Consider the following 14,813-nt stretch of genomic DNA (forward strand, 5'->3'; position numbering starts at 1 on the left):
TGACGAGTCGCGTGCCCGAGTTTCCTGAATATATAAGGGAAAACTATCCGGCACAGGGTCGTCTCTTCGGCGATTTCCTGTGCGGCATGTGGTCCACCGCGTGCGATGCGCTGGATGTCCCGGTGGAGCAGTCCGTCCGGACCACCCGGATGCTGCGGTCCCTGCTGCCGACGTGGGCGCACGAGCGGATCGGCCCGGTCCCCGCCCAGCCGTCCTATGTGGCGGACGACGGCTTCCCGGCGGAGATGTCGGTCAACTGGTCCGGCGCGCGGCCGGAGCTGCGGGTGCTGTTCGACAGCCTCGACCACGAGGTGGTCTGGCCTGGTGAGAGCGTTTTCCGCAGCCGGCGCCTCGACCACGTCCGCGAGACGTTCACCCCGCGCGCGGGCCGGCCGTCACCGGCGCCGCTGTGGCACTCGATCGCCTGGCGGCCCCCGTCCGAGGTCGTCCACAAGACGTACTTCGGGCTGTACTCCTGGCCGCACGCGCACCGCGAGGCCGCCGTGGCCGAAGCCATGGCGCGACTGGGCATGGCCGAAGCCTGGGACGACACCCGGCGCCGTGTCGAAACCGTCGAAGGCGACCGCGAAATCGAGTTCTTCGCCGTCGACCTGACCGACGACGCGCAGGCCCGCGTCAAGATCTACTACCGCAACCACGGGGCCGGGCTCGCGGAGGTCGAGCGCGTCGCCGCCGTCGCGCGGAACCACGACCCGGCCCGGGCGCGGGCCGCCTACCGGACGCTGGCCGGCGCGGGCGCGGACGCCGGTGAGGCGGCGCTGAGCTGCCTGGCCTTCCGGTCCGGTGTGGACCGCGCCGCCGAGTCCACGACGTACCTGCGGCTGCCCGCGCTGGCGCCCGACGACCGCGAAGCCGTGGAGCGCACGGCCACGCTGCTGCACGGCGAAGGCGTCGACCCCGGCCGGTTCCGCACCCTCGCCGCCGCGCTGGCCCCCGGGCCGCCGGGCGACGCACGGGGCGTGCTGGAACTGGTGAGCTTCCGCGCGGCGGGCCGCCGCGGCGACGTGACCACGTACTTCCGGTTCCCGGTCTTCGACCGGCCGGCCCCCGCCCCGCTTTCGCCCGTCGACCTCGGATGAACCACCCTAAGGAGCAGATCGTGACCGAGCAGGACGTCGAGCGCGTCGCCCGCCACAACGAGCGGCGGCAACGGGAGTACGAAGCGTCGGACCTGATCCGGCTGCTGACCGACGAGAACACCACCGCCGAGACGAAGAAGGCGGTGCTCACGTACCTGCAGCCGTGGTCGAACGCGTTCCAGCGGATGATCAGCGCCCGGGTGACCTTCGAGAGCGACCCGCAGCTGCGCGCGCTCGCGTGCGAGCACCAGGCCGAAGAGGTCGGCCACGACAGGATCCTGGCCCGCAGCCGCGCGGACGACCGGGAACTGGTGTGGGACCCGGTGATCGAGATGGGCGCCTCCTGGTTCGTCGACCAGTTCACGATCCTGCCCGGAGTGCAGCGCGCGGTCCTGGCGCACCTGGCCCTGGAGGCGGGCAGCCTGGTGTTCAGCCAGGCCGGCACGAAGGCGTTCCCCGACGACGAATACTTCGAGCTGCACGACGAAGCCGACGTCGAGCACCTCGAGATGGGCTACGAGGTGCTGCGGGGCCGCAGCGACTGGACGCCGGAGGCGGTGATCGAGGTGCTGGACCGGGCGTGGCAGGTGATCGGCGTGGTTTCCGACCGCATCGCCGAGTGCGCCCGCCGCGATACGGTGGCGGCATGACGACCACCGAACCGGCGGTCGCGGCCCGCGAAATCGCCGTCGAGGCCGCGCACGCCTACCAGGAAGCGTTGGGAGAGCGCCTGATCGGCGCGTACCTGCTGGGCAGCCTGGCCTACGGCGGCTACTCCGCGGCCGCGAGCGACATCGACCTGGCCCTCGTCCTCACCGAAGCCGGCGACGACGTCCGTTCGGCAGTCGAAGCCACGACGGCGGCGCTGCAGGAGCGAAGCCCGTTGCACCGCAAGCTTTCGGTGTTCTGGGCGTCGTTGCCGGCGTTGCGCGAGGGCCGGGAAGACGGCCGGTTCCCGGCCCTGGACCGCCTGCAGCTCGCCGACGACGGCCGGGTGCTGGTCGGTTCGGATGTCCGCGCGGAGGTGGCTCGCCCCGAGGCGGCGGAGCTGTTGCTGGAGAGCGCGGGGTTCGCGATCGCGGTCCTGGCGACGGACGAGGTGACAGCCGAGTTCACGGCGCCGAAGCGGCTGCTGGTGGACAAGGTGTGGTTCACCAAGGCGGTGCTGTTCCCGGTGCGGTTCCTGTATTCGGGCACGACCCCGACGGGCCGCGCGGCGAACAACGACGAAGCGATCGAGTGGTACCTGGCGCAGCCGGACGCCCCGGCGGCGTCGCTGGTCCGGCTGGCACAGCGGGTCCGCGCGGGTCACCAGCTCGAGCCCGCCGAAGTGGAGCCCGAGCTGGCGGCGGGGCTGGTTCCGCTGTACCGGTACTACATCGAGGCGGAATCCCGCCGCCTTCGGGAAACCGGCGCACCGCAGGAACTGGTCGACGCCTTCGCCGGCTGGGACAAGCGGCTGGGGTGAAGCCGGATCCGGCGGCGTGCGGGGAAGCACACCGCCGGATCGTCAGCTCAGTGGATCTGCACGTTCCCGCCGTCGAGGGTCTGGCCGTACCCGGCCGAGTACCCGTTCGCCAGCAGCAGTTCGAACCGGTCCGCGCGGCCGGGTTCACCGGCGTCCACGAGGTGGAGCCGGAAGCCCGTGGTCACCCCGTTCAGCACGGCGTGCCCGAACACGTAGGCGTCCTGGCCGGACACCGAGATCCCGGTGATGTCCGAGGTGTGCAGGTCGATCCCGTTGCCGTGGTCGTTGTATTCGAGCGTGCCGCGCGGGCCTTCCTTGCGCTGCATGAACTCGAAGCCCGCGGTGGCGGTGCCGCCGGGCACGAGAACCCGGATCCCGCCGGTGATCTTGCCGGGCTGCGAGGTGACGAACGGCGGCGCGACCGCGGTCGTCCCGCACTCGGCGACCGTGACGGTCTTGACGATGGCGAACTTCCCGTCCAGTGACGTGAGGTCCGCATCGGTGGTGAAGACGCCGTCCGGCAGGGTCAGCGTGACCCGGTAGGTGCCGGGCAGCAGCCCGCCGACGGTCGCGCTGCCCGACGCCGTGCGCGGGGCGGGCGGGTCGTTCGCCAGGACGCCCGGGACGGTCACCTCGTCGACGCGGACCGCCACGCCGTCCGGGGCGGTCACCGCGATCGAGCCGAGGCAGACGTTCCCGAAGTCGACACCGCCTGCCACCTGGCCGCTGGTCACGGTGACGGTGGTGCTCCCCGAGGCCGGCGTGGTCCGGCGCCAGCCGGCCTGCTCCCGTTCGCGGACGGTGTATGTGCCGGGTCGCAGGCCGGAGAAGCCGTACCCGCCGTCGGATCCGGTGACGGCGGTGGCGCCGTTGTCCAGTTCGAACGTCCAGTTCACCAGCCCGGGATCGCCGGCCCCGCCGCCGTCGGCCCCGTGGTCGTCGAACTTCCGGCCCCCGATGGTCGCCGGCCGGTAGTTCCCGAAGTCGTTCCCGCCGAAGTGCGCCTGCCCCACGCCGTACCCGACGGCGACGGGCGCGGGAGCGTGCGACTGGACCCACCCCGCCTGGGGCCGTTCGGCCAGGGTGTAGGTCCCCGCACCGATCGGCATGTCGTTGGCGTTCAACGAGAACGAGTAGGCGCCACCGGCGTCCGTGCCGGCCGTCGCGACCGGCGTCCCGTTGTAGAAGAGGTCGATCGTCCAGCCGGGCAGGCCCGGTTCCCCCGCCTGCCGGACGCCGTCGCCGTTGACGTCCTCGTACTTGGTCCCGCTGATCACCGGCTTCGGCCCGGTGCCGCCGTGGTTCCAGTTGCCGCAGGCCACGCCGATGAACGCGCCGTTCCAGTACTTGACGTGGATCTGCCCGGTGGCGATCTCCTCGTCGATCCGCTGGAGGCCGTCGCGGACGTGGGGGCAGAGACCACCGGTGTTCCCGTCGCACCCGTTCCAGTACTCGTGCGGCCGGTCGATCGCCACGATCGGCGCCCAGACCATGAAGTTGCGGTCGAAGCCGCCTTTCGAGCCGTAGAACGCCGTGACCGCGGGCTGCGCGAACTGCTCGTGGGAGATGGTGTTCCCCACGCCGACGTCGTAGATGTAGGAGTAGCGGTAGGTGTTCGTGGTGATCATGGCCTGTTCGTCGGCCCAGAGCACCGTCGCCGACGCCGCCGGCGCGAAGCCGACCGCGAGCGCGACCGCGCCGCACAACACCAACGGGATGCGGAGCACCCCGGAGATTCTTCGCATGGTGGCAACCCTTCCCTGGCGTGCCAGGATTCCGATCCGCCGAGGCCGGGGACGAGCCGTCGTGCCCGCGGGGTTCGCGTGCGCAGCCAGGGTCGCGCCGCGCCGGTTCCCTGTTACGGGAACCGGCTTCTTTCCCCCTCAGCGCAGGGTCAACGGCGTCTCCGACGCCACCCGCGTCAGCTTCTCCGGGTTCCGGACGAAGTACAGCCCGCTGATCCGGCCACCCTCCACCCGCACCGCCATGATGCCGTCGAACTCGCCGTTCACGTGCAAGGCCATCGCCGGGTTGCCGTTGACCACGGTCGGCGCCCCGGCCACCGCCACCTCGGCCCGGCCGATGCCGCCGATGATGAACCGGACCACCTTGTCCGCGCCCGACACCGGGCGCAGGGCCGCCTGCTTGACGCCGCCGCCGTCGCTCATCAGCACCACGTCCGGGGCCAGCAGGTCCAGCAGGCCCTGCATGTCCTGGCCCTCGAGCGCGCGCTGGAACGACTCCAGCACCGCGCGCGTCTCCTGCGCCGAAACCGCCTCGCGCGGCCGCCGCGCGTCCACGTGGCGGCGGGCGCGGCTCGCGATCTGCCGGACCGCGGCGGGCGTCTTCCCCACCGCCTCGGCGATTTCGTCGTACCCGACGTCGAACACCTCGCGCAGCACGAACACCGCGCGTTCGGTCGGCGCCAGCGTCTCCAGCACCAGCATCAGCGCCATCGACACGCTCTCCGCCAGCTCGACGTTCTCGGCGACGTCCGGCGTCGTCAGCAGCGGCTCGGGCAGCCACGGCCCGACGTACGCCTCCTTGCGGCGCTGCATCGTGCGCAACCGGTTGAGCGAGAGCCGGGTCGTGATCCGGACCAGGTACGCGCGCTCGTCGCGCACGCCGGCCAGGTCGACCTCGACCCAGCGCAGCCACGTCTCCTGGAGGACGTCCTCCGCGTCGGCCGCCGACCCGAGCATCTCGTAGGCGACGGTGAACAGCAGGTTCCGGTGGGCGACGAAGGTCGCGGTCGCCGGGTCGTTCATTGACGTCTCCTTCGATCACGCGGGGAAGGGACCGAACCGGCCCCAGGCGGCGAACGCCGCCACGGCCAGGTAGGCCAGGTTCAGGAACGCGAACGCGGCACTGCCGTGGCGGACGTGGGTGATCATCGCACCCACCATCAGCAGCACCCGGCGGACGGCGGTCACCGGCACGAGCACCGGCGCGATCCCGGTCACCGCGGGCAGGCGGCGAGCAGTTCCAGCGTCCCGATGCCCTTGCCGAAGCCGGGCGCGGCGGCGGCCGGCCGCGAGGCACAGGGCCAGGTCCATGACGTTCTCCTCTCGAACGGGGTGTCCGGCCACCAGACACCGCCCGGCCGGGAGTTGTGACAGCCTTGTTTCTGTACCTACTGGTATGTACAGTCCGGGGTCATGGGAACCAGGGACCAGCTCGTCGACAGCGCCCGCGCGCTGTTGTGGGAACGGGGCTACGTCGGCACCAGCCCCAAGGCCATCCAGCAGCGGGCGGGCGCGGGCCAGGGCAGCATGTACCACCACTTCGCGGGCAAGAAGGACCTTGCGCTGGCCGCCGTGCAACGCAGCGGCGAGGAACTCCTGGCGGCCGCCGACGCGCAGCTGCGCAAACCCGGCACCGCCGTCGAGCGGATCACCGCGTACCTGCGGCGCGAACGCGAAGTGCTCAAGGGCTGCCCCATCGGCCGGCTCACCCAGGACCCCGACATCGTGGCCGACCCCGAGCTGCGCGCCCCGGTGGACGAGACCCTCACGCGCGTGCGCGCCCGGCTCACCGAGGTCCTCGACGAAGGCCGCGCCGCGGGCGAACTGCCCGCCGGCCCGGACACCGCCGCGCTGGCCGCCACGATCGTCGCCGTCCTGCAGGGCGGGTACGTGCTGGCCCGTGCCGCGGACTCCCCCGAGCCGTTCGACCAGGCCGTCTCCGGCGTGCTCGCGCTGCTCACCGCCCGCTGAACCCCAGGAGGCTCCGCATGCCCGTCCCCCCGGCCATCACGCGCACGGTGCTGATGAACCAGCAGCTCCCGGCGCCCCGCGTCATCGATCACGTCGAAATCCGCCGGATCACCATCGCCCCCGGCGCACACCTCGGGCTGCACGTCCACAACGGACCGGTCTTCGGCAGCATCGAAACGGGCTCGGCCATTTACCAGATCGAGGGCGAACCTGAAACCCTGCTCACCGCCGGCGACGTCTTCCACGAGCCCGAATCGGCGCGGATCGCCCGGTTCGACCCGCAGGAGGACGGCGTCACGTTCCTCGCCTACTTCCCGGTCGGACCAGGCGAGACGCCCAGCCTGACCATGCTGGACAGCTGACCCCGCACTCCACGCCTCACCTGGGTACACGGCTCCCGGTTCATTGCGGTTCACCACATTTCCGAACTCTTTCCTCACGCGACAAAGCACTGGACAACGGGGCGCGCACGGGTCACGATTACGCCGTGCCCGCCGCCCGTTGATCTCCCGGAAAGAATCGGTTAGCTCTTCACAAGGCGGACATTGTTACCGCTAACAGAGAACCGTGCCACTGGTGTCGGGCCAGTGGATTCTCTTCCCTTTGAACCCCATGGAGTCCCTTCATGCCCGGAAACGCGGGAAAGCACCGCATCTCCCGACGAACCAAGATCGCCACCGGCGTCCTCGCGCTGGCCGTGGCCGCCGGCGGCATCGCCGTGTCGACGACGTTCGGCACTCCCGGCCAGGCCAGCGCGGACCCGGCCGACCCGGCGCTCTACATCGACATCCTCAAGGTCCCGCCGAACAACTTCGCGCCCGCGAACTCGCGCGGCGCGTCCACCGGCACCTTCACCGTGGACTGCGGCCGCAACGAGAACCAGCACTTCAACCCGGACAACTTCGTCGCCCAGCCCGGGGTGCGCAACGGTGCCCAGCACCTGCACGACTACGTCGGCAACCTCTCGTCGAACGCGGATTCGAACAACAAGAGCCTCGAAGCCGCCGGGACCACGTGCAAAAACGGGGACAAATCCGCCTATTTCTGGCCGGTTGTCCGAATCGACACCGAGGACGAAGAGAAGAACCCGCCCGCGAAGCCCGCGGACGGCGACCGCGACCAGGCCGCCCAGGACGCCGCCTCCCCGGCGATCACCTGCCCGGACGTCGCCAGCAAGCTGCCCGACGTCCCCGACTCGGCGATGGCCGAGGTCAACCGCAACCTCGACCTGCTCGACACGCAGATCGACGAGGCCAACAAGCGGCTGGTCAGCACGCGCGGCCAGGGCGGCCCCAACTTCGTCCAGAACGCCATCCTCGGCCCGCTCAAGGACAAGCGCGTCGCCACCACCGACCGCATCGCGATCGCCATCGGCCGCACCGCCGCCAAGCCGCAGGGGCTCGGCTCCCTCGCCCCCTGCGTGCTCAAGGAGCAGGCCGGCAGCGGCGGCAGCGGTGTGAGCAACGGCGGTGGCGCCCCCGGGGGCGCGGCCCAGCAGATCACCTGCCCGGACGTCGCGAGCAAGCTCCCCGCCGTACCGGCGTCGGCCAAGGCCGAAGTGGACCGCAACCTCCAGCTGCTGAACACGCAGATCCAGGAGGCGAACCAGCGGCTCGTCAGCACCCAGGGCCAGGGCGGCCCCAACTTCGTCCAGAACGCCATCCTCGGCCCGCTCAAGGACAAGCGCGTCGCCACCATCGACCGGATGGCCATCGCCATCGGCCGCACCGCCGCGCGACCCCAGGGCCTCGACGCCCTCGCGCCGTGCACCCTCGGCCAGGGGAACAACAACAACGGCAACAACGGTGGCGCGACGGCGACGCCGCCGCTGCCCGGCCCGGACGCGAACAACGAGCTGCCGGACAACGACGGCCAGATCCAGCGGCCGGCCAAGGTCAGCATCACCTTCCGCGGCAGCGCCGCCGGCAAGGTCGTCGCGATGCCGAAGTTCCTGCGTGCGCTGTCCGGTGACGCCAAGCCGTCCATCAACGGCACCAAGAACACCCGGGCGGCGTGGACCTGCACCGGCTTCGAAAACCGGCTGACGGACAAGTACCCGATCTGCCCCGAGGGCAGCAAGGTGGAGCGGATCCACGACTTCCCGAGCTGCTGGGACGGCAAGAACACCGACAGCGCCAACCACCGCACGCACATCGTGTTCCCGGACAAGGCCGGGCGCTGCGCCGCCGGGTTCAAGGCGGTGCCGCAGCTGCGGACCACGCTCGTCTACGACATCCCGCACGACATCCAGGTCAAGAAGCAGTACAAAGTGGACTCGTTCCCGTCCGAAGAGCACAACCCCCTGTCGGACCACGACGACTTCGCGAACGTGATGTCGCAGAGCATCATGAACCAGGTCGTCAACTGCATCAACCGCAACAAGACCTGCAACGCCTGACCCCGCGCGGGTGCCCGCCGCGGTCCGCGGCGGGCACCCGTGAGGAGACAGCGATGACGGTCCCGATCGTTCCGGGATTCCACCCCGACCCGTCGATCTGCCGGGTCGGCGACACGTACTACCTGGCGAATTCGAGCTTCGAGTACGTGCCGGGCGTCCCGATCCGGCGCAGCACCGACCTCGTCACCTGGGAGCTGGTGGGCCACGCGCTGACCCGGCCGAGCCAGCTGCCGCCGAGCGAGGGCGCGGCGAACACGGGCATCTACGCGCCGACACTGCGCCACCGCGACGGTCTCTTTTACGTCGTCACCACGAACATCCTGCATCCGGGCCAGCTGATCGTGACGGCGGAGGACCCGGCGGGCCCGTGGTCGGACCCGGTCCCCGTGCCGGGCTGTGACGGCATCGACCCGGACCTGTGCTGGGACGACGCCGGCGTCTGCCACCTCACGTGGGCGTCGTTCCGGCCGGACCTGCGGGGCATCGCGAGCGTGCCGATCGACCCGGCGACGGGCGCGACGCTCGCCGAGCCGCGGCTGCTGTGGAACGGCACCGGCCTGGCCGCACCGGAAGGCCCGCACCTGTACCGCGTCGACGGCTGGTGGTACCTGCTGCTCGCCGAAGGCGGCACCGAACGCGGCCACGCGATCACGATCGCCCGCGCCCGGGCCGTCGAAGGTCCCTACGAGCCGGCCCCGGCGAACCCGATCCTGACCCACCGCAGCACGACGCACCCGGTGCAGAACACCGGGCACGGCGACCTGGTCGAGTGCGCCGACGGCAGCTGGGCCCTGGTGTACCTGGGTGTCCGGCCCCGCGGCAAGACACCGCAGTTCCACGTCAACGGCCGCGAAACCTTCCTGGCCGGCGTGGACTGGGTGGCCGGCTGGCCCGTCGTCGACGAGGACCGGTTCCCGGTCGCCCCGGCGGACCACAGCTTCACCGACACCTTCCCGGCGGCGGAGCTGCACCCGCGCTGGGTGGCGCCGGGCGCGGCTCCCCGCACCGACTGGACCGGCCCCGGCGAGCTGGTTCTGACGCGCGCGTTGCTCACCAGAGCGCTCGACGAGCACTGGACGGCGGTGGCCCGGCTCGACGTTTCCCGCGGCACGGCCGCGTTCGTGGTGCGGATCGACGAACGGCACTGGTACGGCCTCACGGCGGACGGCGCCACCGTGACGGCGACGGTCGCGATCGGCCCGGCCGTGCACCCGGTCACGACGGTCGCGGCCGGGCCGGTCGTTTCCTTGCGGATCCGGGCGCTCGAGCCGCCCCCTTCGGGCCCGTTCCGCGAGGCGGCCGAGCCGGATCTCGTCGAACTGTCGGTGCTGCGCGAAGACGACCGGGCGGAGGTACTGGGCACGTTCGACGGGCGGTACCTGTCCACCGAGGTCGCGGCGGGCTTCACCGGCCGGATGATCGGCGTCGAGGTGCGCGACGGAAGTGCCGTCCTGCACGAATTCGGCTACTCCACGGGCAGCTAGGCGGCGACGCCGGCGAGCGCGTCGCCCCGCCGAGCACCCTGGCCCTCGTCCTCCGGTACACTGGACTCCTACGCCCGGCCAACGGCCGACGTTGCCCGCCGGACGGCAGGTGGCAGTGAACTCGGGCAGCCCTGCGCCGCGTCCGGCCCGACCGGCCGTTCGGCGGCTTCCCGGGGTGCCCGGTTTGTCGTAATCTCCCCACGGGGATCTCACCTTGGGGGAAACATGAAGCTGCGCAGAAGAGTGCTGTCCGCCGTCCTGACCGGGCTGCTCGCGACCGTGCCGCTGGCCGCGACGCCGGCCGTGGCGAGCGCCGGGGCGGCGGCAGCCGCGGCACAGGCGAGCGTGGACCGGGAGCTGGCGAAGCGCGTCGCGATGGCGCCGGCGGCCGTCCACGTCTGCTACGCCGTGCACGTGGCCGACCTCGGCTGGCTGCCGACCGTTTGCAACGCCGAAGAAGCCGGCGTTCCCACGCTGGGCAAGCAGATCGAGGCCATCCGGATCGGCGTGAACGGCGGCGACGTCGGCGTCTGTTACCGCCCGCACCTGCAGAACATCGGCTGGGCCGGCGAAGCGTGCGACCTCGCGCGGGCCGGCACCGAAGGCGAGTCCAGGCGGCTCGAGGCGCTCATGGTCTACGGCCGGAACGTGCGCCTGTGCTACACGGCGACGGGCCAGGGCTACGAGTACCAGGAACCCGTGTGCCAGCCCGCGTACGTCGGCACCGTCGGGCAGAGCCGGTACATGAGCGGCATCGCGATCTGGGTCGCCTGACCGCCCCGAACGCGAAAACGGCCGAGCAACCGAAACTGCGCCGTGGTGCGCAAGCCCCTGTGCCAACCGGCGGGTTGTTCGACCAAAATCATTTGAGTACGGTCGTGTCCAGGCCGGCGAAATCACCGGCCGGACATTTATCCGAGGGGAAACAATGATCTTCAAGCGAAGATCGATGCTGGCCGCAATTTCCGCCATGACGCTCGCCGCGTCAATGCTGATCACCGTTCCGGCCACGGCAGGAACCGTGGCAAAAACCGATTCGATGACCGGCTCCGCCGCGCAGGTATGGGACGAAAGCGCGGGAGCGCAGCGAACCGTCTCCGCCGAGGACGCGCAGCGGATCGTTTCCGACTACTGGACACCGTCCCGGCTCGCCTCGGCCGTTCCCGCCGCCGCGCCCGCCGGCCCGGCGGACAAGGAACTGCCCGCGCTGACGGCGAAAGCCGTGACCGCCGCCGACCCCGCGCTGCCGACGGGCGACAAGGCGACCCGGGACGCCTGGTTCTCCTACACCAACGGCAAGATCTACTACGTCGACCCGCGGGACAGCAAGCGGTACATGTGCTCCGGCAGTGCCGTGAACAGCGGTTCGAAACGGCTTGTCGTGACCGCCGGCCACTGCGCGGTCGTGGGCGGCGGCAACGGGCAGGTCATGCTGAACTGGATCTTCATCCCGGGCTACGACCACGGCTCCGAGCCGCGAGGCCGGTTCTCCGCCTACTGGTTCCACTACTCGACGGGGTGGTCGGTCAGCAACAACTGGCAGCGCGACTTCGCCTTCGTGGTGACGAACACCAACGGTTCCGGCCAGAAGGTGGTCAACGCGGCAGGCGGCCACGGTTTCCGCGTCAACGGCAGCTACAGCCGTTTCGTGCACATCGCGGGATACCCGGGAGACCGGGACAGCGGCGAAGTGCAGTGGTACTGCTGGGGCACGACCGACCGCTGGCCGAGCGCCAACGCCTATCGGCTCGGCTGCAATTTCGGCGGCGGTTCGAGTGGCGGACCGTGGCTCGAGGACTATCAGTCCAACGGTCTCGGTTACGTGATCAGCGCCATGCAGGGTAATCTCGACGGAAACAATTCCGGGCCGTATTACGACAACCACGTGCTGGCTGTCTTCAACGCGGCGAAGGACCACGCCCCGTAAGGAGGCCGCGGTGATTCCCCGTAGGCGCACGGTCGTGGTGGTGGCGCTGGCCGTGGCGGCGGTCGCGCTGGGTGCCGCCGCGGTCGCCGGGTTGCTGGACGCCGGCGGTCCGGCCGCACCCGCGGAACCGCCCGCCCCGGAGGTGGCCGGCGGACCGGCGGTGCACACCGACCCGGGCTACTGGACCGAGGACCGCCTGCGCGGGGCAGAACCGGCCCCGATGCCGGCACCCCCCGAGGGCCGGTAGCGCGAAGTCGATCGAAGCCGAAGGCCCGTTCCCGCCCGCACGGCGGAAGCGGGCCTTCGAGCCGTGCGCGACGCACTCAGTTCCGGGTCCGTGACCGCCTGCGCACCAGGAACACGACGGCGGCGGCCAGCAGCACCGGCACGCCGGCCGCCCACAACCACCACAACGCCCCGGAACGCGACGCGGACGCCACTTGCGGGGTCGTGGCGCCGGAACGGGCCGCGCCGGAACCGCCGGTCAGGACGACGTCGTTGCCGTCGCCGCCGTGGTAGGTGAGGCGGAACGCGCCGACGGCCGCACCCTCGGGCAGCCCGTCGAAAGTGCCGGCGACCGGTTCGGTCCCCTGGTTGTCGACGATCACGCCGGGGCCGGGTACCGAGTTCGGCGCGAAGGTGCCCGCGAGCTGCACCGCGCCGGTGACGGTCAGCCGGGTGCCGGTCAGGCGTGCACCGGGCCGCTGGGTGTAGGCGCCGCGCACGGTCAGGCCGGCGGCGTCGACCGTGCCGGCGTTGTCCACGGCCGCCTGCACCGTGCCGGTGGACCGCAGCGCGCCGGTGGGCGCCACCGCGAGCTGCCGGGCCTGGACGGACCCGGCCAGCGCGAGCGTTCCGTCCCGGACGGTCCAGGCGCTGTCCGGGGTGGTGTGCTTGCCGGTCAGGGTGAGCGTTTCGGCCCCGGTCTTCGTGACATCGCCGGTGGCGTTCAGGGCACCGCCGAACGTCGTCGCGGTGGTGGCCCGAATCGTCAGCGCGCGCCCGCCCGCCACGGTGCTGCCCTCGGCTCCGGAGAGGTTGGTGACCGTCGGATCGCCGGCCCGGGTCAGGTCCAGCTTCGTCCCGGCCGACGGCAGGTCGACCGCGGCGCTCGCGGCGAGGGAACCGCCGGTGACCTCGAGCGTGCCCGCCTTCACCGTGGTCCGGCCCGTGTAGGTGAGCTCGCCGGCCAGCGTGGTGGTGGCCGGGCCGGCCTGGGTCACCGAACCCGTCCCGCCGATCCGGCCCAGTTCGGCACCCTTTGCGGCGTTCTGCACGATCAGCTCGCCGTTGTCGACGATCTTGCCGGTCGGCAGCAGCGCACTGTCGCCCTGCGGGCTGCCGTCGCCCAGCCGCAGCGACGCGCCGTCGCCGATCGTCGTGTCGCCGTCGTAGTTCTGCGGCGCGGTGAAAGTGACCGCGTTGCCGCGGGTCGCCGCGATGACGACGTCGCCGCGGCCGACGTCCGCCATGGTGTCGTGGTAGCGGCCGCCGGAGATGGGCGCGGCCAGGGTGACCGGGCCGTTGTAGTCGAACGTCAGCACGCTGCGGGCGCCGCCCGGGTCCGCATGCAGGTTGATGTAGACGGTGTTTTCGTTACCCGGCAGGAAGAACCGGTTGCCCGTGCCGTCGCCCCACGTCACCGTGGCGCCTTCGATGTTGATACCGCGCTTGTTGTCCCGGTGCGGCACGGTGGCGAAGTTCCGGGCCGGGTCGCTGAGCGCGGGGTCGGTGTCCGACCCGTTGTCCGACCAGCTGTACACGCCCGACATCCGCACCACACCGGAACCCCAGGTGTGGAAGTTGATGTCGTTGCCGTAGAACTGCGAGTAGATGTCGGCGGCGTCGGTGACCACTTCACCGTCCGGTGCGTTGTGGATGAACGATCCCTGGTTGACCACCTTGCGCACGTTCGGCATCGCGGTGAGGTAGTTCACGCTGCCGTAGTCCGCGCCGGTGCCGACGTACAGCGTGCCCGAGAACGGGTGCGTACCCGGCAGTTCGATGCCCGGCCAGGTGCCCCGCCGTTGCTTGACGAGTCCGGTCCCGCTGATCACGCCCAGGCTCACCTGCCGGTGCACGGCAAGGTCCAGGGTCCCGTCGATCCGGTGGTTGAGCGTGTTCAGCGACACTCCGGGCGCCTGGGCGAAATGCCCGATGCTGCCGTCTCCGCCCGATCCGCTCCCGTACTGGAGCGTCGCCCCGCGTTGCACGATCACCGCGGGCGGGTCGGGGTTCTCGATCGTGCTCACCGGGTGGTTGCCGCCCACCGTGACGATCTTCTGCCGGCGGCGATCGTCGGGCAGGGTGAAATCGCTGTCCTTCACGAGCACCAAGGTGCCGGTTCCGCCGACGGTGAAGGCGCCTTTGCCGCGAATCACTCCCGCGTAGGCGGTGACGCCGCCGGTGAGCCGCACGACCGCGTCCCCGCTCAGCGTCACGTCCCGGTTCGCGAGGATGTCGGCGGTGACGTCCCGGCCGCCGGGCTGCGCGGACGCACTCGGCGCCGGCGGTGCCGCCACGAGGATGGCGACCACCGCCACCGCGAGCCGGCAACCACCACGCTGTGTGCGCACGAAGAACTCCGGGATGTTAGCGATAACATTTTGCCGGGTCAGTGTTCGTGGCCGACGAAGCCGTGTCAACCCCGTGCCGGGCGGCAACCTTTTCGGGCTCGGCGGCAACTGGGTGGCGAAACCGAGGACGACCCGAGGAGCGCT

General features: G+C 71.1%; 14 protein-coding genes. 10 read left to right on the plus strand and 4 right to left on the minus strand.

The window, feature by feature from the left end; all coding sequences use genetic code 11:
• The first annotated feature begins 86 nt into the window (after nucleotides 1-86).
• Genes BLW76_RS35290 through BLW76_RS35300 form a run of 3 tightly spaced genes read left to right on the plus strand, consistent with a single transcriptional unit; the run spans nucleotide 87 to nucleotide 2,568 of the window.
• Nucleotides 87-1,100: a hypothetical protein gene (locus BLW76_RS35290; protein ID WP_244170460.1), complete on the plus strand. Its 1,014-nt coding sequence runs from the start codon at nucleotides 87-89 to the stop codon at nucleotides 1,098-1,100.
• Between the two features lie 20 nt (nucleotides 1,101-1,120).
• Entirely contained in the window at nucleotides 1,121-1,750 is a 630-nt protein-coding gene (locus BLW76_RS35295; RefSeq protein WP_091315777.1) for a hypothetical protein, read from the plus strand.
• Entirely contained in the window at nucleotides 1,747-2,568 is an 822-nt protein-coding gene (locus BLW76_RS35300) for a hypothetical protein (RefSeq protein WP_091315778.1), read from the plus strand. The genes BLW76_RS35295 and BLW76_RS35300 overlap by 4 nt, the downstream gene beginning before the upstream one ends.
• 47 nt (nucleotides 2,569-2,615) lie before the next feature.
• Here BLW76_RS35300 and BLW76_RS35305 read toward each other — a convergent pair whose 3' ends face one another.
• The 3 genes from BLW76_RS35305 to BLW76_RS35315 form a co-directional block, all read right to left on the minus strand.
• Nucleotides 2,616-4,313 carry a post-COAP-1 domain-containing protein gene (locus BLW76_RS35305; protein WP_143060744.1) on the minus strand — a complete coding sequence of 566 codons (1,698 nt, stop codon included), beginning with the start codon at nucleotides 4,311-4,313 and terminating at the stop codon, nucleotides 2,616-2,618.
• Between the two features lie 138 nt (nucleotides 4,314-4,451).
• Nucleotides 4,452-5,336: an RNA polymerase sigma-70 factor gene (locus BLW76_RS35310; protein WP_091315783.1), complete on the minus strand. Its 885-nt coding sequence runs from the start codon at nucleotides 5,334-5,336 to the stop codon at nucleotides 4,452-4,454.
• 15 nt (nucleotides 5,337-5,351) lie between these two features.
• Complete coding sequence (locus BLW76_RS35315; protein WP_244170461.1) at nucleotides 5,352-5,624, minus strand: DoxX family protein; 273 nt, start codon at nucleotides 5,622-5,624, stop codon at nucleotides 5,352-5,354.
• A 102-nt stretch (nucleotides 5,625-5,726) separates the two neighbouring features.
• Between BLW76_RS35315 and BLW76_RS35320 the strand changes: the two genes are divergently transcribed.
• The 7 genes from BLW76_RS35320 to BLW76_RS35350 all read left to right on the plus strand — a co-directional run bounded on the left by BLW76_RS35320 (nucleotide 5,727) and on the right by BLW76_RS35350 (nucleotide 12,340).
• Complete coding sequence (locus BLW76_RS35320; protein WP_091315785.1) at nucleotides 5,727-6,284, plus strand: TetR/AcrR family transcriptional regulator; 558 nt, start codon at nucleotides 5,727-5,729, stop codon at nucleotides 6,282-6,284.
• 17 nt (nucleotides 6,285-6,301) lie between these two features.
• Complete coding sequence (locus BLW76_RS35325) at nucleotides 6,302-6,646, plus strand: cupin domain-containing protein (RefSeq protein ID WP_244170462.1); 345 nt, start codon at nucleotides 6,302-6,304, stop codon at nucleotides 6,644-6,646.
• 263 nt (nucleotides 6,647-6,909) lie between these two features.
• Nucleotides 6,910-8,682: a DUF1996 domain-containing protein gene (locus BLW76_RS35330; RefSeq protein ID WP_091315787.1), complete on the plus strand. Its 1,773-nt coding sequence runs from the start codon at nucleotides 6,910-6,912 to the stop codon at nucleotides 8,680-8,682.
• A gap of 53 nt (nucleotides 8,683-8,735) precedes the next feature.
• Nucleotides 8,736-10,166 carry a glycoside hydrolase family 43 protein gene (locus tag BLW76_RS35335; protein WP_091315789.1) on the plus strand — a complete coding sequence of 477 codons (1,431 nt, stop codon included), beginning with the start codon at nucleotides 8,736-8,738 and terminating at the stop codon, nucleotides 10,164-10,166.
• Between the two features lie 225 nt (nucleotides 10,167-10,391).
• Nucleotides 10,392-10,940: a hypothetical protein gene (locus tag BLW76_RS35340; RefSeq protein ID WP_091315792.1), complete on the plus strand. Its 549-nt coding sequence runs from the start codon at nucleotides 10,392-10,394 to the stop codon at nucleotides 10,938-10,940.
• Nucleotides 10,941-11,136: 196 nt separating this feature from the next.
• Nucleotides 11,137-12,093: a trypsin-like serine peptidase gene (locus BLW76_RS35345; protein ID WP_143060745.1), complete on the plus strand. Its 957-nt coding sequence runs from the start codon at nucleotides 11,137-11,139 to the stop codon at nucleotides 12,091-12,093.
• Between the two features lie 10 nt (nucleotides 12,094-12,103).
• Nucleotides 12,104-12,340, plus strand: coding sequence for a hypothetical protein (locus tag BLW76_RS35350; RefSeq protein ID WP_143060746.1), 237 nt, complete (start codon nucleotides 12,104-12,106; stop codon nucleotides 12,338-12,340).
• A gap of 76 nt (nucleotides 12,341-12,416) precedes the next feature.
• Here BLW76_RS35350 and BLW76_RS35355 read toward each other — a convergent pair whose 3' ends face one another.
• Entirely contained in the window at nucleotides 12,417-14,669 is a 2,253-nt protein-coding gene (locus tag BLW76_RS35355) for an autotransporter-associated beta strand repeat-containing protein (RefSeq protein ID WP_244170463.1), read from the minus strand.
• Between the last annotated feature and the right edge of the window lie 144 nt (nucleotides 14,670-14,813).

The sequence above is a fragment of the Amycolatopsis tolypomycina genome (assembly GCF_900105945.1).
Lineage (GTDB): Bacteria > Actinomycetota > Actinomycetes > Mycobacteriales > Pseudonocardiaceae > Amycolatopsis > Amycolatopsis tolypomycina.